Raw genomic sequence first — 21,642 nt, 5'->3', positions numbered from 1 at the left:
TCACGACCGGGCCGTCTCGATGCTGGCGTCAGCGTCGTCGGGTAACCCCTGCAACGACTCCTCCACACCGATCAGGTGGTTGGCCATCCGGGTGCGTGCCCGTTCCGGGTCGCGTGCCACGAGGGCCTTCAGGATCGCCACGTGCTCGTCATGGGTGCGCAGGTCCGCGCCCTCCTCGTGCAGACTCCGCCAGAGCCGGCCACGGATGGTGCGCCCGGCGAAGGCTTCGATCAGACCGACGAGCACCGGATTCTCGGCGTGCACCGCGATGATCCGGTGAAAGGCGATGTCGATCTCCATGATCCGCTCGTGGTCCGGCGGTGCCTGGCCGACCAACCGGGCCGCCTCTTCGAGCAGGTCACCCGCCTGGGCCAGGGCCTCGTCGGTGATCCTGGTCGCCGCCAGGCAGGCGGCCTCGCACTCCAGCAGCCGGCGGACGGTGTGGATGTGCCGGGGGTCGCCCTGGCCCTGGAAGTCGACCACGAAATTCATCGGGGCCAGCAGCTGTGGCGCGTCGAGGTTGGTGACGTAGGTGCCGTCGCCCTGACGGATGTTGACGATCCCCAGGATCGACAGGGCCGACATCCCCTCGCGCAGGGAACCTCGCGAGACGCCGAGCTGCTCGGCGAGGTCCTTCTCGATGGGCAACCGGTCCCCGGGCCGGAACTGCCCTTCGAGGATCATCCGTTTGATGCCGTTGACCACTTCGTCGGTGCGAGACATGACCCCCCCTAACGGCCGGCGGGGGTGGCCTTCCCACCCGCGATCACGTACGCCGCCTCCGGAGATGACACGGTAGTCGGGTCTGTCGCCGCCCAGTAGTGGCCGTCGGGGAACCGGTAGAGCGCCACCGACTCCTGACGCATCCGGGTGGAGTAGCCGGGCTGGCTGGGCAGGACGTATCCGCTGCCGGAACCGGTGTCGCGGATGATGCAGGGATCGGTGAAGTGCTCGTGCAGGTGGTCGACGAACTCGGTGACCCGGTTGGTGAGGTCTCCCGAGATCGCGACGTAGTCGAGCACCGACACGTGTTGGACCATCTCGCACAGCCCGACACCACCGGCGTGCGGGCACACCGGGACGTTGAACTTCGCGGCGAGCAGCAGCACGGCGACGATCTCGTTGATGCTGGCCAACCTGCCGGTGTCGAGCTGGCAGAAGTCGATGGCCTCGGCCTGGAAGAGCTGCTTGAACATCACCCGGTTGTGGCAGTGTTCGCCGGTGGCGACGCCGATCGGAGCGACGGCGCGGCGGACGGCCGCGTGGCCCAGGATGTCGTCGGGGCTGGTCGGCTCCTCGATCCACAGTGGCGTGAAGCGGGCGAGGGCGGTGACCCACTCGATGGCCTGACCGACGTCCCACACCTGGTTGGCGTCGATCATCAGGTTGCGATCCGGGCCGAGGATCTCCCGCGCGATCGCGCATCGGCGGATGTCGTCGTCGAGGTTGGCGCCCACCTTGAGCTTGACGTAGCCGTAGCCGGTGTCGACCGCCTCCTGGCACAGTCGGCGCAGCTTGTCGTCGCCGTAGCCGAGCCAGCCCGCCGAGGTGGTGTAGGCGGGGTAGCCGGTCCGGTCGAGCTCGGCGAGGCGGGCGGCCTTCGTGCTCTCCTTGGCCCGCAGGATGGCCAGTGCCTCGTCGCGGGTCAGCGCGTCGGACAGGTAGCGCAGGTCAGCGATGTCGACGAGTTGCTCGGGGGTCATGTCGACGAGCAGCCGCCACAGCGGCTTGTCGGCGACCCGGGCGATCAGGTCCCATGACGCGTTCAACACGGCGGCGAGGGACAGGTGGACGACGCCCTTCTCGGGGCCGAGCCACCGCAGTTGCGAGTCGGAGGTGAGCAGGCGGTAGACCGCGCCCATGTCCGCTGCCATCGTTGCCACGTCCTGGCCCACGAGGAGCTGTGCCTGGTGGACTGCCGCCGCCGCGACGATGTCGTTGCCTCGGCCGATGGTGAAGGTCAGGCCGTGCCCCGCGAGTGGCGCGCCCACGCCGTCGACGCCGTCGGTGTGCAGGACGACGTAGGCCGCCGAGTAGTCGCCGTCCTTGTTCATGGCGTCTGACCCGTCAGCGGTCAGGGAGGTGGGGAAGCGGACGTCTTCGACGGTGACGGCAGTGATCTGCGGCATGCGCTCCTCGCCCGGCTAGGCTAAAGATCAGATGATCACTGGGAGTATACGGAGGGCTGCTCCAGCGCGTCAACGTTGTCGATCACCTCGGACGTGCAGACATATGATGTTTGCCCTCTCGGGTCGAGCCGCCTTGACTCCGATCATGCCGGTTGGCGGGCGAAGGTGCCGCGCGCGGCGGACCCTGAAGATCGGATGTTCCGGCTCGCCGCGAGGTATCGACGGCGACGTATGGGCTTGGTCCCCAATGCTGTGGCCTCGATACGTCAAATCTTTGTCGAATGTCGACACCCGTGCGCAGAGCCTCGTCTCCGGTGCCCGGCGTCGGTCGGCCGCAGCGTGCTCCCGGGGGGTTGGTGACGGTGGTCACCGCATCGCCGTCGACACGCCCGAGACCGACATGTGGGGTGTGACAACGACTGCGTCCCTATATATGGTGTCGAGCGCAGCTGGTTCGGCCGCTCATCCAGTGCGGTCGAGGCAACAGGGAACCCGGTGGAAATCCGGGACTGTCCCGCAGCGGTGAGTGGGAACGACAGCCGTCATCAGCACTGGGCCACCATTCGGCCTGGGAAGCGACGGCCAGTAGGAGACCGGCGAGCCCGGTCGTGCCCGCGAGTCCGAAGACCTGCCAGCGCGCCGCGTACCCGCACCCGGGTGGGCGGCGGTCCGAGGCCGCGTGGGACGGCTGACGCCACCTGACCCACGCCGGTGCCGGCGTGGCGTCCGTCGGTGTCTGTCTCCTCGCGTCCGGGCCACCAGGTCTCGAACTCCGAGGAGCGAGTGGTGACAGTCACCGAGGTAGTCCCGGCCAGAGGCGACGCGACAGTGCGGCGGACGCCGATGCAGGTCCGCAAGCGCGACGGCGGCACCGAACCCGTGGACGTGAACAAGATCGTCCGGGCGGTCGAGCGGTGGGCCGACGACCTGACCGACGTCGACCCGTTGCGGGTGGCTACCCGCACCATCAGCGGCCTCTACGACGGCGCGACCACTGCCGAACTCGACCGGCTGTCCATCCAGACCGCCGCCGAGATGATCGGTGAGGAGCCGCAGTACTCGCGTCTGGCCGCGCGGCTGCTGGCCGGCTACGTCGACAAGGAGGTGCGGCGACAGGGCATCACCTCGTTCAGCGCGGCGATCCGGGTCGGCCACGCCGAGGGCCTGATCGGTGACGACACCGCCGCGTTCGTCGCCGCACACGCCGCGACGCTCGACCACGCCGTCGACCCGGACGGCGACCGCCGGTTCGAGTATTTCGGCCTGCGCACGGTGTACGACCGCTACCTGTTGCGCCACCCCACCAGCCGACTGGTGCTGGAGACCCCGCAGTACTGGCTGCTGCGGGTGGCCTGCGGCCTGTCCCGGACGCCGGACGAGGCGGTCGACTTCTACCGGCTGATGTCCAGCCTGGCCTACCTGCCCAGCTCGCCGACCTTGTTCAACTCCGGCACCCGGCACACCCAGATGTCCTCCTGCTACCTGGTCGACTCCCCGCTCGACGAGCTGGACTCGATCTACGCCCGGTACGCCCAGGTCGCCAACCTGTCCAAGTTCGCCGGGGGCATCGGCATCGCGTACTCCCGGGTCCGCTCCCGGGGCGCGCTGATCCGGGGCACGAACGGGCAGTCCAACGGGATCGTGCCGTGGCTGCGCACGCTGGACGCGAGCGTCGCCGCGGTCAACCAGGGTGGCCGACGCAAGGGCGCTGCCTGCGTCTACCTGGAGCCGTGGCACCCGGACATCGAGGAGTTCCTGCAACTGCGGGACAACACCGGCGAGGACGCCCGCCGCACCCACAACCTGAACCTGGCCAACTGGGTGCCGGACGAGTTCATGCGTCGGGTCGAGGCCGACGAGCTGTGGTCGCTGTTCGACCCGCACGAGGTGCCCGAGCTGCCCGACCTGTGGGGGGAGCGGTTCGACGCCGCGTACCGGCAGGCCGAGGCGCAGGGCCGCTACGTGCGGCAGGTCCCGGCCCGGGAGCTGTACGGGAAGATGATGCGGACCCTCGCCCAGACCGGCAACGGCTGGATGACCTTCAAGGACGCGTCGAACCGGCTCTGCAACCAGACCGCCGAACCGGGCAACGTGGTGCACCTGTCCAACCTCTGCACCGAGATCGTCGAGGTGTCCAGTGACGCCGAGACCGCCGTGTGCAACCTCGGCTCGGTGAACCTCGCCGCCCACCTCACCGCCGACGGCATCGACTGGGAGCGGCTGCGCGCCACGGTGCGGACCGCGGTGACCTTCCTCGACCGGGTCATCGACATCAACTACTACCCGACCGCGCAGGCGGCGGCGAGCAACCCCCGCTGGCGGCCAGTCGGGCTCGGGCTGATGGGCCTTCAGGACGCCTTCTTCGCGCTGCGGCTGCCGTTCGACTCGCCGGCCGCCCGCGAGCTGTCCACCCGGATCAGCGAGGAGCTGTACCTGACCGCGCTGGAAACCTCCGCCGACCTGGCGCGCGACTTCGGCAAGCATCCGGCGTACCCGCAGACCCGGGCCGCGCGGGGCCAGCTCCAGCCCGACCTGTGGGGTGTCGAGGGTACGCAGACCGCGCGGTGGGACGCGCTGCGCGAGCGGGTCGAGGCGTACGGGCTGCGCAACTCGCTGCTGGTGGCGGTCGCGCCGACCGCCACCATCGCCTCGATCGCCGGGTGCTACGAGTGCATCGAGCCGCAGGTGTCCAACCTGTTCAAGCGCGAGACCCTGTCGGGGGAGTTCCTCCAGGTCAACACCGCTCTGGTGCGCGAGCTCAAGGCCCGCGGTCTGTGGACCGAGCGGATCCGTTCGGCGATCAAGCGGGCGGAGGGGTCGGTGCAGGACATCGCCGAGTTGCCGGCCGGCGTACGGGAACTGTTCCGCACCGCGTGGGAGCTGCCGCAGCGGGCGCTGATCGACCTGGCCGCCGCCCGCGCCCCGTTCATCGACCAGTCCCAGTCGCTGAACCTGTTCCTGGCCGCGCCGACCATCGGCAAGCTCTCCTCGATGTACCTCTACGCCTGGAAGGCCGGGCTGAAGACCACCTACTACCTGCGCTCGCGCCCCGCGACGCGGATCCAGCAGGCCACCGTCAGCGCCGTCGCACCCGTCGTCGACGCCGACGCGCTGGCCTGCTCGCTGGAGAACCCCGAGTCGTGCGAGGCCTGCCAGTGACTCTTCCCGAAGCCGCCACGACCGACGCCAGCACCACCGACACGAGGACCACGCACATGCTGCTCGACCCCGGGATGAACCTCACCCTCCGCCCGATGCGCTACCCGCACTTCTTCGACCGGTTCCGCGACGCGATCCGCAACACCTGGACCGTCGAGGAGGTCGACCTGCATGCCGACCTCGCCGACCTGGACAAGTTGTCTCCGGCCGAACGGCACCTGGTCAGCCGCCTGGTGGCGTTCTTCGCCACCGGTGACACGATCGTCGCCAACAACCTGGTGCTCAACCTCTACCAGCACGTCAACAGCCCGGAGGGTCGCCTCTACCTGTCCCGCCAACTGTTCGAGGAGGCCGTGCACGTCCAGTTCTATCTCAACCTGCTCGACACGTACGTGCCCGACGAGACGGAGCGCTTCGAGGCCTTCGCGGCCATCGAGAACATCCCCTCGATCCGGCGTAAGGCCGAGTTCTGCTTCCGGTGGATCGACTCTCTCAGCGACCTGCGGGAGCTGCGGTCCCGCGAGGACCGGCGCACGTTCCTGCTCAACCTCATCTGCTTCGCCGCCTGCATCGAGGGGTTGTTCTTCTACGGCGCGTTCGCCTACGTCTACTTCCTGCGTTCCCGTGGCCTGCTGCACGGCCTCGCCTCGGGCACCAACTGGGTGTTCCGCGACGAGTCCATGCACATGGCGTTCGCGTTCGACGTCGTCGACACCGTTCGCGCCGAGGAGCCGGACCTGTTCGACGACGACCTCGCCGACCAGGTTCGCCGGATGCTCACCGAGGCGGTCGAGTGTGAGGTGCAGTTCGCCGAGGACCTGGTGGGCCACGGCGTGCCCGGTCTGACATTGGCCGACATGCGGGAGTACCTCCAGCACGTCGCCGACCGCCGCCTCGCCCAGCTCGGCATCGCGCCGCACTACGGGTCGAGCAACCCGTTCGGCTTCATGGAGTTGCAGGACGTGCAGGAGCTGTCCAACTTCTTCGAGCGGCGGGTGTCGGCGTACCAGGTCGGGGTGACCGGCACCGTCGCCTTCGACGACGACTTCTAACGACCTCGGTCCATGCGCTTCCGTTGATCAGGTGATGAGAAGTAGCTTGGAGACGACCTCGACAGCTGCTTTTGAACACCTGATCAAGGAAGTGGCCCGTTCGGGGGTGATCGCCTGCCAGGGAAGGAACGTGCTGATGGCCGACATCACCGTGCGGTCCATGACCGACGCCGACGCCGACCGGGTCCTGGCGATCTACCAGGCCGGCCTGGACACCGGTGACGCCAGTTTCGAGGTCACCGCGCCGGGCTGGGCGGCGTTCAGCGCCGCCCGGCTGGGCGGGCACCGGTTCGTGGCCGTCGACCCGGGTGGAACGGTGCTTGGCTGGGTCGCCGTCTCGCCGACCTCGACCCGCGCGGTGTACGCCGGTGTGGTGGAGCACTCCGTGTACGTCGACCCGGCCGCCCAGGGCCGTGGCATCGCGCGACTGCTGCTGGACGCGTTGATCACCTCCACCGAGGCCGACGGCGTCTGGACGATCCAGTCCGGGGTCTTTCCGGAGAACACCGCCAGCCTGGCGCTGCACCAGCGGGCCGGATTCCGGGTCATCGGCGTCCGGGAGCGGGTTGGTCGCCACCACGGACGCTGGCGCGACGTCATTCTGTTGGAACGGCGCAGCCCCACCATCGCCTGAGAAGTCCGCCGGTCGGCGGCGGCCGTCACCGTCGGGTGGCGCAGGCCACACACGTACGGGCTGACGGGCGGGCAGCCAGCCGTGCGGCGGGGATCGGGTTGCCACAGCCCTCGCACACGCCGTAGCTGCCGTCGTCGACCCGTCGCAGCGCGACGTCCAGCTCGGCCAGGCGTCGGCGGGTGGCGTCCAGGACGGCCGTGAGCTGCGCGCGTTCGAAGGCGATCGTGCTGCCCTCGGGGTCGTGCTCGTCATCGGCGTTGGACGAGCGGGACGCCTCGAAGAGGCTCCGGAGGTCGCCGTCCAGGGCGGTGGCCTGGGCCTCGGTCTGCTCGCGCAGCCGTAGCAGCTCCTCGCGGACCGCGCTGGAATCCCTGTTCATGGCCTCTTCACAGTACCTGGGGGATGACAGCGGTCACATCACTGGCATTCCGAGACGACCGGTCATATCGTGGTGTCTGTCAGCCAGTCGGAACCCTGGGCGGAAGGAGTGCACGAGATGCCACGACCGAAGTCACCGACCTCCGCCGGAACCCGGCAACGGTTGTCCGACGCCGCGTTGGACCTGTTCCACCTGCGGGGCTACAACGGGACGAGCGTCCAGGACATCGTCGCCGCGGCCGGGGCGCCCAAGGGCACCTTCTACAACCACTTCGCCAGCAAGGAGGACCTCGCCCTGGACTCGGTGGCGAGATACTCCGCGGCGATGGGGCTGGAGATGCTCGACGAGAAGCAGGGCGGCACACCGCTTGAGCGGATCACCGATCATCTGAGATACGTCACCGGCCTCGGCGACACCATGGGTGATCGCGGATGCCTGCTCGGCAACTTCGCCACCGAGATCCCGGCGCACAGCGATGCCCTGCGCAACGCCGTCGACGCCGGCTTCGGCCGCTGGGTCGCCGCGCTCGCCATGGCGATCGAGCAGGCGCGGGCTGCCGGTGAACTGCACGGCGACGAACCTGCCACCGATCTCGCCGGCTTCGTCGTCTCCAGCTACGAGGGCGCGGCAGCCCGGGCGAAGGCATCCGGTGACCCGGCCGCCCTCCGGGAGTTCTTCACGATCACCACGGCCCGGATCCTCACCTGATCCGCGTCCGATCCCGTCGGTAACAGTCCGGGTCTTTCCATCCGGCGCGGCGTGTACCCAATCCAAGACGACCGGTCGTACGCCTTCGGCCGGGAGCAGCACCCGAATTGAGGAGTGAGACATGAGCACGTACCTGATCAATCACCTGCGTATCCCGGGCGGAGTGCCGACCGAGGAGTCCCTGCGTTACCTGGAGCAGGTGCAGGCCACCACCGAGGCGTACGGCGCCAAGTGGCTCGTTCTGGATGCCCAGGTGGAGGTCCTTGAGGGCAGTTGGCCCGGGTCGGTCGTGCTGATCGAGTTCCCGGACGCGGAGACCGCCAGGACCTGGTACAACTCGCCCGAGTACCAGGCGATCCTGGCGCTACGCGTCGATCACACCATCAACGACCTGGTCCTGGTGGACTCCGTCGGCCCGGACTTCACGGTGGCCGGCTACGCGCGTCAGATCCGCACCCTGCTCGGCCAGTGACCAGTTCTCGCTGACCTGCCGTACGCCGATCCCCGTGCACCGCACGGCGTGCGCGGGGATCGGCTACATGAAGTTGCGGGTGTGCAGGGCGGAGAGCGCCGCCGCCTCGTCGGGCCGGAAACCCAGCCGGACCAGCCGGCGCTGACGGCCCTGGTCCATGGCGTGTTGCAGAGCCCGCACCCGGTCGAAGCCGGCGGACACGTCGTCCGGGTGCCACCCACCCGCCGCGAGCACCACCAACGCGTCGAGAACGTCAGCGTTGAGGCCCGCCGTGTCGACGAGCGCGTCGTGACGGCGGTGGATGGCCGCCCGCAGCCGGTCGCGCAGCAGTGGATCCGACTGCGCCTGATGCTCCAGGTGTGCCATGCCGAACACCACGTGCCGGCGCTCGTCCTGCATGGCGAGCCAACAGATCCGGCGTGTCACCGGGTCCGGGGCGAACTCGTGCAGGAAGGACAGCAGATCGACGAAGCTGCCCTCGCCGAGCACGGAGAGCAGGAACGACGCCAACGCGAAGTCCGACTCCGCGACGAGGGTGAACAGCGACTGCCGACCGCCGGCGGACGACGTGCCCATCTCGGTGCCCCGTAGCAGTGCCCGCCGGCTGAAGACCTCCATGTGTCGGGCCTCGTCTGCCATCTGCACGGCGAGAAGCTGCACGACCTCCCGGAAGTGCGGGTGGATGCGCCCCACGAACCGGGCCGGCACGACGAGCGCTGCCTGCTCGTTCTCGACCAGGTACGTCATCACCTGCACCACCGCGGCCTCGACGTCGGCCGGCAACGCGAACGGGTCGTCCCACGGCACTGCGGTCTGCGGGTCCCACTGTCGCGCGGCGGCCTGCGCGTACAGGTGGGGGGCGATGTCGGCCCAGACCAGGTCGCGGTCGTCCAGGTCGAACCGGGCTTCGGGACCACCGGCCTCCAGGAGCGCGCCCCGGGCGCCGAGCCCCCATCGTGCGGGTGGTCGGCTGCTGAGCGCCGACGGCAGGGCCGGTCCGGCCCGCTCCGCGCCGAACCAGCGGTCGTCGTCCACCGACCCCCGGATGACGACGGCGACCAGGTCGCTCCGGTCACCCCGATCCGGCCACTCGACGCGGTGGCCCCGGCCACGACACCAGGCGGGCAGGTGAACGCGTAGCGCCGGGTCGCGACCGGAGACCGCCAACCGGCCGCCCGGCGGCAACCCGGCCAGGGCGCGCTGCACCAGCAGGTGTGCGCCCCGGCCGAAACCCAGCACACCCAGGTCGAGCGCGGCGACAGGTGTCGCGCTCACGGCCGGTAGTCCGTGGCCGTCACCCGCCCGTCGGGGGAGTAGAAACCGCTGGTGTCGACGGCGTCGGCGAGGACGTCGTACCCCGTGGTGCGGCCCTCCCGCCAGGCCGTCAACCCCTCCAGGTCCAGCAGCGGACGCACCTGCGGATCGGCGTACGACATGCCGAGCAGGAGCGTGCCGAAGAGCCGGACCCCCTCGGATTCCGGTGCGCGGACCGTCATGTTGCAGTGGTCGTAGCGTGCGGTCTGCGCCACGATCCGGGTGCCCTCGGGCGGTAACGTGCCCTCCTGGACGAAAGTCAGATGGTTGGCGTCGATCATGCAGGCGGCGTCGACCTCCCCGGCCACCAGGGCGCGGGCCGCGTCGCGCTCACCGCCGATGTGGTCGCCGTGCAGGCCGACACCCACGTCGAAGCGGCGTACGTCGACAGTGACCCCGCGCGCGGCGAGGTGATCCAACGGGATCAGCGTCGCCTGTGGACTGTCGACAGCCCCGACGGCGACCACCCGTCCGGCGAGGTCCGCGAGTTGGCGCACCGGCGAGTCCGCGCGGACCACCACGACCGAGGTGAGGTCCTGGTCGGTGTCGCGCATGGTGAGCGCGCGTACGGCAGTGCCGTTGGCGGACGCCAGCCGCTCGGCCCGCAGGTAGGCCAGGGGAGAGTTCCAGGCCGCGTCGATCCGCCCGGCGATGAGATCCTCGACCTGTCGCTCGTAGTGCGAGTAGAGGACGAAGTCGAAGTCCAGGCCCCGCCCGCGCAGCCAGGTGCGGGAGCCCTCCCAGATGGTCACCACCTTCGGGTCGTACGCGACAGCGCCCAGCAGAACGGTTGGCGCGGGCATCAGCGGTTGGCCTCGTCGAGCAGTGGCAGCCCGGTGGCGACCCGACCGACGAAATCGTGCAGCGCGTCGGTGGTCGGTGCCATCACCCGGGCCGCGCGGGCGTCCCGGAAACGGCGCTCGAGGCCCAACTCCTTGCGGAAGGCGCTGCCGCCGCAGAGCTGCATCGCGCCGTCGGTCACGTCGGCGACGGTCTCGCCGGCGAGCGCCTTGACCTGGAGCACCCGCAGCATCGCGTTGTCGCGGCCGGTCTCCAGGGCGGTGAGCGTGTCACCCAGGAAGGCCCGCAGCGCGTCGGTGCGGATCATCAGCCGGGCGAGGTCGCGTCGGGTGACGGGCGCGTCGCGCAGGGCGGCGCCGGTGTGCGCGAGCGTGGTCCTGGTGAGATGTCGGCCGGCCTCGGCCACCGCGCTGTCGGCGAGACCGAGACAGAAGGCGGCGTTGAGCACCAGGAACCAGGGCAGGACCGCCCCGAGCGCGGTGTCGAGCCCGGCCCCGTCGGCCGCCATCCTCGCCGTCGACGGAACCCGCAACCCGTCCGCGGTCATCGGGCGGGAGCCGTTGCCCCGCAGGCCCAGCCCGTCGAAGTCGCCTGTCACGCTGAGGCCGGCGCTGTCGGAAGGCACCAGCCACAGCGTCATCGGGCCGGCGTCGGGGGTCAGCGGAAGGCTCGACCAGACGTAGCTGTTGGCTTCGCCCGCCGCGGTGACCCAGCTCTTCCGGGCGTCGAGGCGGACGGTGTCGTCGTCGTCGGCGGCGGTAGCGGTGCCGGTCGGCGACCAGAAGTGGCTGCGCGAGCCGTACTCGGAGAACGCCAGCGTGGTGAGGTGATCGCCGGCGGCGATGGCCGCGCGGACGTCGCGTGGACCGTGCGCCTCGATGACGGCGGTCGCCGCGTAGTGCATGAGCACCACCATCGCGGTGGACCCGCACTCGGCGGCCAGCCGCTCGATCACCTCGGCGACCGCCCGCATGCCGTGGCCGGCGCCGCCGACCTCGGTCGAGGAGGCCAGGCCGAGGAGGCCGGCTGCGGCGAGAGCATCGACACCCGGACGGGGAAAGGCCCCGTCCCGGTCGACGAACGGTGCCTGCGGGCGGATCACGTCGTCGATCACCGTGCCGAGCGTGTCTGTGGAATCGGTGGCGGTCTGGGCATTGTCGACACTGGCCGTCATGCCGGTACCCCTTCAGAAGGGCCGATGGGACCTCCGCCGACCCTATCCGAACGCGAGAACGCAGCGCGAGCGTCGGATCACCGTCTGGCGCGGGCGTTGTCCCGGTGGGATCGGCCGTGCCCGTCGTCGCGGTCGATGCGCAGCTCTCGTTCCAACTCGGTGATGACAGCCCGCAGATCGTCCAGTCGTTGGGTGAGCGCGATCCGGTCCACCTCGTCCGGTACGCCGTCGCCGTCCTCGTCGTATCCGGGGGCCAGTCGCTCGGTCATCTCCAGCCGGCGGGCCTCCTCCATGGAGTTCACGATGACCGCGATGAGGATGTTGAGCAGCAGGTTGACGGTGACGATCACGTAGCTGACGTAGTAGAGCAGTGTCCACGGTGAGATCGCCATGCCCTGCTCGATGAGGTCAGGCAGCGTCTCCAGAGACAACAGCACGAACAACGTCAGCAGTGACCGGCCGATGTCGCCGTACTCCTCCGGATACCTGTTGCCGAAGATGAGCCAGCCGGCCATCCCGTAGACGTAGAGCGTCACCACGGCCAGGGCGAAGAATCCGGTGACGCCCGGCAGGCTGCGCCACAGCGCGGAGACGATGGTCCGCAGACCTGGCGAGAACCGCACCAGGCGGACCATGCGGACGACCCGGACGACCCGTAGCAGCGCCGGGTCGCCGTGCAGGCCCGGAATGAAGATCGCCGCGATCACCACGAAGTCGAAGACGTTCCAGCCGTGCCGGAAGAAGTCCTGCGGGCGTCTGCCGTACGCCGCCAACCGGATGGCGATCTCGACGACGAAGACGGCTCGGAAGAACAGCTCCAGCCCGTGCAGCACGGTGCCCGCCGGGCTCAGGTCGTCGTACGTCTCCAAGCCGAGAACGATGCCGTTGGCGAGGATGACCACGACGATGGCGATCTCGAAGGGGCGGGACCGGGCGAGCTGGTCGCACCGGTCGGCCCATCCCGAGCGCGGGCCCGGTGTGGACGGCCCACCCCGGGGGGCGGGAACGGGTGCGTCACTCACCAGTCGGCCGACTCGATCGTGTGACGGTGCGAATGGTGTGCGGGCATACCCACCAGACTAGCCAAGATCAAGACAGTGGAGATCGCGTGACCGCTCAGGAGTGGGGCGTCCGCTCTGTCGTCACGGGCGTGGCGAAGAAGGCGGCGAGTGGTTCGACGGTCCTCGGGTGCGCCCGGTTGATGGCGTCGTGGCCACTGCGCGGGATGGTCAGGGTCCGGGCGTGCGGCAGCGCGCGGGCGAGCGCCGCGTTCTGGTGCACGTAGTAGGGCGGGCCGTCGGCCCCGCAGGCCAGCAGCACCTCGGCGCGCACCCCGGCCCACCGGGTGGCCGGGCCGTCGTGCGCCAGGATCAGCGCGGCCTCGTCCAGCGTCGTCGGCAGCAGCTCGCCCATGGTCCGGCCGATCGGCGTTCGCAGGAACGCACGGATGATCGCGGTCCGAATGCCGAGTGGGAGTTTCGCCGCCGCCATCTGCGAGTTGATTCCGGCGGTCGTGATGGCGAGGCTGCGGGCGGTGTCGCCGGCCTGGGCCGCTGCCCGGGCCGGCGCGAGCCAGCCCGACGGGAAGCTGCCGTCGATCGAGACGGCGGCGTCGTAGAGGGCGAGCCGGTCGATCGGCAGTCGGAGCGCGGCTTCGAGCGCCAGGAAACCGCCGCCGCTGTGGCCGATGACGTTGCCGGACCCGGTGTGCTCCAGTACGGCGGCGAGGTCGTCGACCTCCTGATCAGCGGTGTAGGGCATCGACCTCGGTGGCGCGTCGGCCCGTCCCCGTCGGTTGTAGAGGTGAACGCTGAACCGGTCGGCGAGTGCCGTGGCCAGCCGCCGGTAGACGTCGATCGTCACGCCGCCGCCGTGCACCACGACGATCCCCGGCCCCGTCCCGGTTGAGTGCAGCACGATCGTCGCGCCGTCCCGTGCCCTGACCTGCTCCATGTCTGGTCCACCCTTCTCCCACCGACAAACAACTGCAAACGACGTTCGCAGTTTACAGTAGGTCGGTGAGCGACGCACCCGCGAGTACCGGCGACGGCGGCCCCGAGCGGCAGTCGATCTGGAGCAGACCCGAACGCGGCAGCCGCGGCCCCGCCCCGGCACACAGTCGGGACGCCATCGTGGAGGCCGCCATCGCCCTGGCCGACGCCGAAGGGCTGGCGGCGGTGTCGATGCGCGCCGTGGCCGCCGCGCTCGGCACCGGCGCCGGGTCCCTCTACCGCTACCTGACGTCCCGCGACGACCTGTTGGACCTGATGACCGACCGGGCCGTGGGGGAGCTGCGCCCGTACCCGCAGGTGAAGGGCGACTGGCTGGAAACGATGGTGCTGCTGGGGCGACGGCAGTTGGCGCTGTTCGCAGCCCACCCGTGGTTGCCTGACGTGATCCATCGGCCCTCGGGCGCCGGCCCGGAGAGCCTGGCCTGGTTCGACAACTGCATCCGGGTCCTGGAGCCCGTGCGCTGCCCGGTGACCGCCAAGTTCGAGGCCATCGCGATGATGACAGGCGTGGTGAGCCTCTTCGCCCGCCGCGAATCCGCCGCTGGGGCGTTCAGCTTGGCCGGGGTGGACCTCACGACGTACCCGCACCTCGTCGCGGCGTTCAGCCAGCCCGCCGGACCACCGCCCCGGGCGGACCTCGTCGAGCGGACCCTGCGCGGTCTGCTCACCGGCCTGCTGGTCGCGGAGTCGACCGAGTCGGGCTGAGCGGATCGGCGTACGGGCGGTGTCCGTCGTTCGTCCGCCACCGCGACGCCCGCTGGTCTAGGTTCTCGATGGTGAGCGGGACCAGCTGCGAAGAGGTGCGCGATGTCCGACCCTGATCTTGCCGACCTGCGCCGACGGGCCACTGACGGTGACCGGGACGCGGTCGACCAGCTCGTCGAGCTCGCGGGGGAGCGGGGTGACCTCACCGAACTGCGTCAGCTGGCCGAGAACGGCAACGCCGACGCGGCGGCCCAGCTTGTCGAACTCGCCACCGAACTCGGCGACATGGGCGAGTTGCGGCGTCTCGCCGACCGGGGCGACAAGGACGCCGCTGACCAGCTCGTCGAGTTGGCCGCGGAGCGGGCCGACGTCGGTGAACTTCGCCGGCTCGCCGACGGCGGGAACCGGGACGCGGCCGACGTCCTGGCCGAGCTCACCGAGGAGCAGGACGAGGCGGAGTAGTCGGGCGGGACGCGGCAGCGGGCGGCGTCAGGTTGTCGTGGTGAGGTATCGGCGGTAGCCGAGGGCCGACTGCGCGAACCCGAGGGACGCGTAGAACCGGTGGGCGTCGGTACGCGCGGCGTTCGACACCAGTTGGACCTTGTAGCAGCCGGCCGCCGTCGCCTCGTCGAGCGCCGCCAGCATGAGGGCCCGGGCGACTCCACGACGACGCCAGTCGGACGTGACCACCACGTTCTCCACCACCATGTACGGTCGCGCCCCGTGGGTGAGGTTGGGGACGACGACGGTGTCCAGCGTGCCCACGAAGGTGTCCCCGGCAACTGCCAGCAGGAGGCGGCGGCCAGCTTGGGCGTGCAGGTCACGCCAGGCGGTGGCGAGCCGGTCGACGTGCGGCCGTGCGTCGTCCGGAGCGAGCTGCCACAGCACGTCAAAGACCAGCTCGGGGTCGTCCTGCGCCACGGCGGCGCGGATGACGACGTCGCCGCTCACCGAGTCGACGCCAGACTGTCCAGATCGGACGGCACGGAATGCCGACGTCGTTGCCCCTCGTACCGGGAGAGCCGGCTGTCGATGTGCCTCACCATGGCGCCGAGGATACGGTCACCGGGTGGCGGGCGACGGCGACATGCCACCGCCGCCCGCTTCGGCGATGACCCCGATCAGGCCCGCGCCGCCCGGACGGCGTCGCGCAGTGGGGTGCTCGGTCGGCCGATCAGCCGGCTCAGGTCGTCGCTGTCGGTCGCCAGTTCGCCGTCGGCGATGGACTGGTCGAGCGCGGCGACGAAACCGGCGGTGCCCGCGTCCAGGCCGACGTTCTCCAGGGCCGAGGCCAGCGCGGCGGCGGACATGTCCTGGTGAACGACAGGGGTGCCGGTCACCTCGGTGACGGCTTCGGCCAGTTCGTCGAAGGTGAACGCCGTACCGCCCAGTTCGTAGACGGCGTTGCCGTCCTCATCCCGGGTCAGCGCGGCGACGGCCGCCCCCGCGTAGTCGGCCCGGGTCGCGGCGGAGATCTTGCTGCCGCCGGTGGCGCCGAGGATCGTGCCGGACCCCAGGTACTGCGGTAGCTGGTCGGTGTAGTTCTCGATGTACCAACTGTTGCGCAGCACGGTGTAGGCCAGGCCGGACGCGGCGAGCACCTCCTCGGTGGCCTTGTGCTCAGGGGCGAGCGGGTTCGCGGTGGTGTCGGCCCTCAGGATGCTCGTGTAGACGAGACGCTCGACGCCGGCGAGCTTGGCGGCGTCGATGACCGCGGTGTGCTGCGCGACGCGCTGACCGGGAGTGTCGCCGGAGATGAGCAGCAGGCGGCGTACGCCGGCCACGGCTCCGGGCAGCGTCGACGGGTCGTCGTAATTGGCCTTGCGGATCTCGACGCCGCGCGTGGCCAGGTCGGCGGCCTTCTCCGGGCTGCGGACGATGGCGGCGATGTCGGTGGCGGGTACCCCGTTGTCGAGCAGTTGCCCGATCACGAGGCGGCCCAGCCGGCCGGTGGCGCCGGTGACGGCATAGGTGGGCATGGGAACCTCCGGAGTTAGTGACAGATCAGCAGGCACTTACGAATCTACAGCACTAACCAACGGGCAGCGTGGGTTAGGCTGGTGAGGTGAGCGACATGCCGGCCCAGGACCCGGCGGGGCCTACCCAGGAATTCGTCAGCGATGTCTTCGCCCGGGGTTGCACCTCCCGCGCGGCCTTCGAGGACGTCACCTCGAAGTGGGCCTCGCTGGCCCTGTTGGCGCTCGGAGAGGGTCGCTACCGCTTCAACGCGCTGCGTCGGCGCATCGACGGGGTCAGCGAGCGGATGCTCTCCCAGACCCTGCAGACACTCGAACGCGACGGGATGCTCACCCGCGAGGTGCTCACCGCGATCCCACCGCGCGTCGAATACTCGCTGACCCCCCTCGGCGCCCGGGTCGCCGAGCAACTGCGTGGCCTCGCCGATCTGCTGGAGGCCTCGGTGCCCGAGTTGCAGACCGCCCGCGACAGCCGCGAGCGCGACCGGGGCTAGGGCCTGTGTCAACGTCCTCGGTCGAGCCGAGGTGGAGTCCAGGCGGCGGTCCGGCAAGTTGCTTTGACACAGGCCCTACGACGGACCCGCGCTGGCCTCGCGTCGCGTCACGACCGACCGTGGGCTCTGGCGGATGCGCTGGGTGGCCACGACGCATCCCAGCACCGCCAGCGCCGCCACGATCGAGGCGGGGGAGACCACCTCGCCGAGCAGCAGCGCCGACCACCCCAGGGTCAGCACCGGCTGGGCGAGTTGGACCTGGCCCACCTGCGCTACACCGCCCCGGGCCAGGCCCGCGTACCAGGCGAAGAAGCCCAGGAACATCGAGACCCCGGTGAGATAGCCGAACGCCGACCAGCCGAGAGCGTCGGCCCGCGGCGGACTGACGACGGCGGCAACGGCCGTGACCGGAACGGTGATGGGCAGCGAGAGCAGCAACGCCCAGCAGATCGTCCGAGCGCCGCCCAACTCGCGGGCGAGCGCGCCGCCCTCGGCGTAGCCAAGGCCGCAGAGCACGACCGCCGCGAGCAGGAACAGGTCGGGCAGGGTGAGGGCACCGCGTACCGCACCGCTGGCGCCGAGAAAGGCGAGAACCGCCAGCAGCCCGCCGGCGCTCACGATCCAGAACAGCGGCGGTGGGCGTTCGCCGGCCCGCAGCACCGCGAACACGGCCGTCATCGCGGGCAGCGCGGCGATGACGACCGCGCTGTGCGCGGAGGTCTGGGTGAGAAGCGCCATCGAGGTGAACAGGGGAAAGCCGACGACGACCCCGAGAGCGACGATCGGCAGCCGTCGCCACTGACCGGGGGTGGGCCGCGGTGCGCCGGTGAGACGCAGGTACGCCCATGCCAGCAGGCCCGCGCCGACAGCCCGGCCGAAGGCGACGAACCACGGGTCGAGTTGCTGCACGGCCATGCGGGTGACCGGAAGTGACAGGCTGAAGCCGAGCACGCCCAGGGCGCCGAGACCGAGCCCGGAGAGCCGGTCCGCTGTTACCGTGTTTTCCGCAGTAGCGCTACTCTTGTCCCTCATGGAAAACGGTAACGCAGCCCAACGCGTTATCCAAGATCTTCGGACCCTCGCGGCCGTCGCCGGCCCCGGCGCCCGGCTGCCCTCGGTACGAGAGCTGACCGCCCGACATCAGGCCTCGCCGGTCACCGTCGCCGAGGCCATCCGACAGTTGGCGGCCGAAGGGCTGATCGAGGCGCGACCCGGCCGAGGCACCTTTGTGGCCACTGCACCGGACGAGCCGGGCGTACCCGACCTGTCCTGGCAGACCGTCGCGCTCGGGCCCCGCCGGTTCGGTCAGGATGAGATGCAGGCGCTGTTGGCGCTGACGCCCGCCGGAACGATCCCGCTGTCCGGTGGCTACCTCGACGCGGACCTACAGCCTGCCGCTGCGCTCGGAGCCGCCCTCACCCGAGCCGCCCGCCAGCCCGCGAGCTGGCAGCGGGGGCCGGTCGAGGGCCGCGCGGACCTGCGCGCGTGGTTCGCCCGCGAGGCCGGGGCGGGGCTGCATGCCGAGGACATGGTGATCTGCCCCGGCGGGCAGGCCGCCCTGTCGTCCGCGTTGCGGGCCCTCACCGCGCCCGGTGATGCCCTGCTCGTCGAGTCGCCGACCTACCTGGGTGCGTTGGCCGCCGCCCGCGCGGCCGGGCTGCGGGTGGTGCCCGTGCCGGCTGACGCCGACGGGGTACGACCCGACCAACTCGCCGCCGCGTTCGCCCGCACCGACGCCCGGCTCTTCTACTGCCAGCCCCTGTACGCCAACCCCCATGGCGCGACGTTGGCGGAGCACCGCCGGGCGCAGGTCGCCGCTGTCGTCCGCGAGGCCGGGGCGTTCCTGATCGAGGACGACTACGCCCGTGACCTCACCATCGACGATCCGGCTCCGCCACCACTGGCCAGCGATGATCCCGACGGTCACGTCATCTACCTTCGTTCACTGACCAAGTCGACCGCCCCCGGGCTGCGCGTCGCCGCCATCGGAGCCCGCGGCCCGGCCGGAGCGCGACTGCGCGCCGCCCGGCTGCTCGACGACTTCTTCGTCGCCGGACCGCTGCAACAGGCGGCGATCGACTTCGTCACCTCCCCGTCGTGGTCGCGGCATCACCGGGCACTGCGCAGAGCCCTCCGGATACGCCGTGACGCGTTGCTGACCGCGCTACGCCGGCACCTGCCAGGCATTGCCCCCCTATCGATCCCACGTGGCGGCATGCACCTCTGGGTGCGCCTCGCCGCCGGCACCGACGAGGCGGCACTGGTCGCTGCCGCGGCGGCCGAGGGCGTCGCCGTCTTCCCGGGCCGGCCGTGGTACGCGGCCGACCCCCCGGCCCCGCACCTACGCCTCACCTACGCGGCAGCCGCACCCGAACTCATGGACGAGGCCGTTCGACGCCTCGCCCGCGTCCTCGGTTGAACACTGGTCGCCTGGCTGGTAGACGTCCGGTGCGTGGGTTTCAGGCATTCAGCGTCTCGCGCGGCGGCACACCGAAGTTGGCGTGGTAGCGCGCGGTGAACCTGCTGTGGCTGGCGAATCCCCACCGACTGGCGATCGCCGAGACCGTCTCCTGGCGCGGGTCGGCGCGTACCAGATCGTGGTGCGCCCGGACGAGCCGGACCCGACGCAGGTAGGCCATCGGGGTGGTACCGAGGTGACGGCGGAAGGCGAGTTGCACCGCCCGGAGGGAGACACCGGCGGCGCTGGCGATGTCGGCCGCGCTGATGTCCCGGTCGGCGTGCTCCTCCAGAAACGTGATCGCCCGTCGCAGCGTGGCGGTGGTGGCGTCGTTCCGGTCCGCCGCGGTCGGCTCGGTGAACGCGGTGTTGGGGAAGACCGCCAGCGCCGCCGCGGCCAGCATCCGGGCAGCGTTGCCGATCACCAGCGACTGTGCCCCGTCGGCCGGACTGTTCAACACGATGTCGCGGACGAAGCTGGTGGTGTTGCGCCACTGCCGGGCAAGGGCAGTGCTGGCGGCACCGAGCTCGGTGAACTCGATCCGACCGGGCCGGCGGGCCGGCGCGGTGGTGGCCACCTGCTCCAGCACCGACAGGTCCAGTACGCAGAGCTCCACCTCGCCGGGATTCCAGTGGATGGTGCACGGCTCCTCGGGCCTCGTCACGAGGAATGCATCGCCGGGGCCGAACCGGTGGGCCGATCCGGCGCAGGAGCGACCGCCGTGCGCGGTGCGGTTGCGACCGATGGCCAGCCTGCCGAGGGCGCTGACGTCGATCTCCAGGTGCCCGTTCTGGCGCGTGGTCGCGATGGCGAAGGGGCCGGTGTCGACGCGGTGATGGGTGAGCCGATAGGCGTTCCTGCTCCGAATGCGCAGCTTCGGGTCGTATGTGTCGGACAGGAATTCCTGGATGGCCGTTGGATCACGGCTGTCGAACTGGTGGGTCTGCACGTGCGATGACGTCATCCGCTGTCTCCGTCGGGTGGAGGTGCCGCCGGGTGCTGGAACGGTTGCCGGCGGCAGGTTCGGGACGTGCCGGGGTACTCGGCGGTGACCCGGCACATCGTTGGCCGGCGGTGCGGGTGGGATGAAACGTCGCGAGCGGGACGGCAGCGACCGGTTGAGCGTGTCGGCTCTGGCTCTGGTCAGACCATTCACTGATGCTGATGCGCAATATCTGTAGATGGGAATGTCACCATACGACAATCGCCGACGTGTCGTGCTCCGAATCACGGCGATGTGTCAGCAGCTCGACTTCGTTTTCCGGCTAGCGCGCCACGTGGTTCTGCGTCCGCTGTCCTAGCCATCCGCGCGGCCGACAGCGAAATCTTGTTCATGATTCGTCGGAGGATGACCGACCGGCTCGTTGCCGGGAGGCCGACCCACGGAGGGGGAAGCGTTGGACAGTACCGATCCTGACCGCATCGTTCGGCTGGCTGTCGCCGAGGCGCTGGCCCGGGTGGCGGACGAGGACAGCCTGGGTCTGGGCGAGGGGGACGCGCTGGAGAGGCTCGGGCGTGGGCTCCGGGAGGTCCTGCGGCGCGCACTCGATGACCGGGTGCCGCTGACCACGCCGGAGTTCGTCGACCTCTGCCGGGACCTGCGTCTGCACCGTGACGCCTTCGACCTGCTCGGGCACTACCTGTTGACCGCGTTGCTGGCCCAGCACGTCGGACCGGACGCCCTGATCCGCGTCGGCGTGCTCTTCGGCACGGTCGGGCGTTACCTGCCCGGCGCCCGTCCGGTGGCCCACCGCAACGAAGGTCCCGCCGCACGGCGACGCGACGTGCGCTCGGACAACAGCGTCGTCGGTCGGTACCGGCGCGCCAAGCTTCCGGAGCACCTTCCCAACCCGCCAAGCTGGACCTGCACCGGATGCGGCCGCGAGTGGCCCTGCGCCACCAAGCAGAGCCAACTGCTCGCCGAGTTCGGTGGAGCGCGCGCCTCCCTCGCGGTCTATCTCGGCTCCTGCCTCGTCGCCGCCGCTCAGGACCTGCCCACGATGCCGTTGCCCCGGGTCCGGCTCCGCTTCCTGGGCTGGCTGCCGCGGGCCCGGATCTGACCGGGCCGTCGGCGGGGGACCGGTCGGCGAACGCCCTGACCCGGCCCCGCCGGGGCCGGGCCGGTCTGGACACGGCGCGACCACGGGGTGACCCGCTGCTGACCGGCCCGGCGCC

22 protein-coding genes and 1 riboswitch are annotated in these 21,642 nt (G+C 70.4%); of the genes, 10 read left to right on the top strand and 12 right to left on the bottom strand.

The features are described from left to right. On the bottom strand, positions 1–723 hold the full coding sequence (locus ACFYPG_RS22650; RefSeq protein WP_355010110.1) for a FadR/GntR family transcriptional regulator: 723 nt from the start codon (positions 721–723) through the stop codon (positions 1–3). A gap of 8 nt (positions 724–731) precedes the next feature. Further along, positions 732–2,129, bottom strand: coding sequence for an enolase C-terminal domain-like protein (locus tag ACFYPG_RS22645; RefSeq protein WP_387353768.1), 1,398 nt, complete (start codon positions 2,127–2,129; stop codon positions 732–734). A gap of 433 nt (positions 2,130–2,562) precedes the next feature. Beyond that, a riboswitch (cobalamin riboswitch) is annotated at positions 2,563–2,780 on the top strand. A 192-nt stretch (positions 2,781–2,972) separates the two neighbouring features. On the opposite strand from ACFYPG_RS22645, the gene ACFYPG_RS22640 reads away from it, so the two are divergent. The 3 genes from ACFYPG_RS22640 to ACFYPG_RS22630 all read left to right on the top strand — a co-directional run bounded on the left by ACFYPG_RS22640 (position 2,973) and on the right by ACFYPG_RS22630 (position 6,974). Then, the gene (locus ACFYPG_RS22640; RefSeq protein ID WP_387353942.1) at positions 2,973–5,288 is read left to right on the top strand and encodes a ribonucleoside-diphosphate reductase subunit alpha; all 2,316 of its coding nucleotides are present in this window, start codon (positions 2,973–2,975) and stop codon (positions 5,286–5,288) included. Positions 5,289–5,344: 56 nt separating this feature from the next. Beyond that, positions 5,345–6,340, top strand: a complete 996-nt coding sequence (locus ACFYPG_RS22635; protein ID WP_387353941.1) for a ribonucleotide-diphosphate reductase subunit beta — start codon at positions 5,345–5,347, stop codon at positions 6,338–6,340. Positions 6,341–6,476: 136 nt separating this feature from the next. After that, positions 6,477–6,974, top strand: a complete 498-nt coding sequence (locus tag ACFYPG_RS22630) for a GNAT family N-acetyltransferase (RefSeq protein WP_387353767.1) — start codon at positions 6,477–6,479, stop codon at positions 6,972–6,974. Positions 6,975–6,999: 25 nt separating this feature from the next. Here ACFYPG_RS22630 and ACFYPG_RS22625 read toward each other — a convergent pair whose 3' ends face one another. Further along, a complete protein-coding gene (locus tag ACFYPG_RS22625; protein ID WP_387353766.1) occupies positions 7,000–7,353 on the bottom strand; it encodes a TraR/DksA family transcriptional regulator in 354 nt (117 codons plus the stop codon). Positions 7,354–7,470: 117 nt separating this feature from the next. Here ACFYPG_RS22625 and ACFYPG_RS22620 point away from each other — a divergent pair, with 117 nt between their 5' ends. Then, the gene (locus ACFYPG_RS22620; protein WP_387353765.1) at positions 7,471–8,061 is read left to right on the top strand and encodes a TetR/AcrR family transcriptional regulator; all 591 of its coding nucleotides are present in this window, start codon (positions 7,471–7,473) and stop codon (positions 8,059–8,061) included. Positions 8,062–8,182: 121 nt separating this feature from the next. After that, complete coding sequence (locus ACFYPG_RS22615; RefSeq protein WP_357201402.1) at positions 8,183–8,533, top strand: DUF1330 domain-containing protein; 351 nt, start codon at positions 8,183–8,185, stop codon at positions 8,531–8,533. A gap of 63 nt (positions 8,534–8,596) precedes the next feature. Here the strand turns inward: ACFYPG_RS22615 and ACFYPG_RS22610 are convergent, their stop codons facing one another. From ACFYPG_RS22610 to ACFYPG_RS22590, 5 genes are all read right to left on the bottom strand, one after another. After that, complete coding sequence (locus ACFYPG_RS22610) at positions 8,597–9,808, bottom strand: ferritin-like domain-containing protein (RefSeq protein ID WP_355010036.1); 1,212 nt, start codon at positions 9,806–9,808, stop codon at positions 8,597–8,599. After that, positions 9,805–10,650, bottom strand: a complete 846-nt coding sequence (locus tag ACFYPG_RS22605) for a phosphate/phosphite/phosphonate ABC transporter substrate-binding protein (RefSeq protein WP_387353764.1) — start codon at positions 10,648–10,650, stop codon at positions 9,805–9,807. The genes ACFYPG_RS22610 and ACFYPG_RS22605 overlap by 4 nt, the downstream gene beginning before the upstream one ends. Next, positions 10,650–11,822, bottom strand: coding sequence for an acyl-CoA dehydrogenase family protein (locus ACFYPG_RS22600; protein ID WP_387353763.1), 1,173 nt, complete (start codon positions 11,820–11,822; stop codon positions 10,650–10,652). The genes ACFYPG_RS22605 and ACFYPG_RS22600 overlap by 1 nt, the downstream gene beginning before the upstream one ends. 77 nt (positions 11,823–11,899) lie before the next feature. Continuing rightward, a complete protein-coding gene (locus ACFYPG_RS22595) occupies positions 11,900–12,844 on the bottom strand; it encodes an ion transporter (RefSeq protein WP_355010033.1) in 945 nt (314 codons plus the stop codon). Between the two features lie 94 nt (positions 12,845–12,938). Continuing rightward, the gene (locus ACFYPG_RS22590; protein ID WP_387353762.1) at positions 12,939–13,775 is read right to left on the bottom strand and encodes an alpha/beta fold hydrolase; all 837 of its coding nucleotides are present in this window, start codon (positions 13,773–13,775) and stop codon (positions 12,939–12,941) included. Between the two features lie 65 nt (positions 13,776–13,840). On the opposite strand from ACFYPG_RS22590, the gene ACFYPG_RS22585 reads away from it, so the two are divergent. Further along, positions 13,841–14,539: a helix-turn-helix domain-containing protein gene (locus ACFYPG_RS22585; RefSeq protein WP_355010031.1), complete on the top strand. Its 699-nt coding sequence runs from the start codon at positions 13,841–13,843 to the stop codon at positions 14,537–14,539. A 102-nt stretch (positions 14,540–14,641) separates the two neighbouring features. Further along, positions 14,642–15,001 (top strand): hypothetical protein, encoded by a 360-nt coding sequence (locus ACFYPG_RS22580; RefSeq protein WP_355010030.1) that lies wholly within the window; start codon positions 14,642–14,644, stop codon positions 14,999–15,001. 27 nt (positions 15,002–15,028) lie between these two features. Here ACFYPG_RS22580 and ACFYPG_RS22575 read toward each other — a convergent pair whose 3' ends face one another. Then, a complete protein-coding gene (locus ACFYPG_RS22575; RefSeq protein ID WP_387353761.1) occupies positions 15,029–15,490 on the bottom strand; it encodes a GNAT family N-acetyltransferase in 462 nt (153 codons plus the stop codon). 170 nt (positions 15,491–15,660) lie between these two features. After that, positions 15,661–16,518, bottom strand: coding sequence for an SDR family oxidoreductase (locus ACFYPG_RS22570; protein WP_387353760.1), 858 nt, complete (start codon positions 16,516–16,518; stop codon positions 15,661–15,663). Between the two features lie 95 nt (positions 16,519–16,613). Here ACFYPG_RS22570 and ACFYPG_RS22565 point away from each other — a divergent pair, with 95 nt between their 5' ends. Further along, positions 16,614–17,009 (top strand): helix-turn-helix domain-containing protein, encoded by a 396-nt coding sequence (locus tag ACFYPG_RS22565; protein WP_196924914.1) that lies wholly within the window; start codon positions 16,614–16,616, stop codon positions 17,007–17,009. 75 nt (positions 17,010–17,084) lie between these two features. Here ACFYPG_RS22565 and ACFYPG_RS22560 read toward each other — a convergent pair whose 3' ends face one another. After that, positions 17,085–18,041 carry a DMT family transporter gene (locus ACFYPG_RS22560; RefSeq protein ID WP_387353759.1) on the bottom strand — a complete coding sequence of 319 codons (957 nt, stop codon included), beginning with the start codon at positions 18,039–18,041 and terminating at the stop codon, positions 17,085–17,087. On the opposite strand from ACFYPG_RS22560, the gene ACFYPG_RS22555 reads away from it, so the two are divergent. Next, positions 18,040–19,428 (top strand): PLP-dependent aminotransferase family protein, encoded by a 1,389-nt coding sequence (locus ACFYPG_RS22555; protein WP_387353758.1) that lies wholly within the window; start codon positions 18,040–18,042, stop codon positions 19,426–19,428. The genes ACFYPG_RS22560 and ACFYPG_RS22555 overlap by 2 nt on opposite strands. A 40-nt stretch (positions 19,429–19,468) precedes the next feature. On the opposite strand, the gene ACFYPG_RS22550 is transcribed toward ACFYPG_RS22555, so the two are convergent. Further along, on the bottom strand, positions 19,469–20,431 hold the full coding sequence (locus ACFYPG_RS22550; protein ID WP_355010025.1) for a helix-turn-helix transcriptional regulator: 963 nt from the start codon (positions 20,429–20,431) through the stop codon (positions 19,469–19,471). A gap of 433 nt (positions 20,432–20,864) precedes the next feature. Here ACFYPG_RS22550 and ACFYPG_RS22545 point away from each other — a divergent pair, with 433 nt between their 5' ends. Then, positions 20,865–21,527 (top strand): hypothetical protein, encoded by a 663-nt coding sequence (locus ACFYPG_RS22545; RefSeq protein ID WP_355010024.1) that lies wholly within the window; start codon positions 20,865–20,867, stop codon positions 21,525–21,527. Positions 21,528–21,642: the final 115 nt, after the last annotated feature.

Origin of the sequence: Micromonospora sp. NPDC005553 (assembly GCF_042871765.1) — a bacterium.
Lineage (GTDB): Bacteria > Actinomycetota > Actinomycetes > Mycobacteriales > Micromonosporaceae > Micromonospora.
Note: the sequence above shows the minus strand (reverse complement) of the source record. Positions and strands in the feature narration are given on the sequence as shown.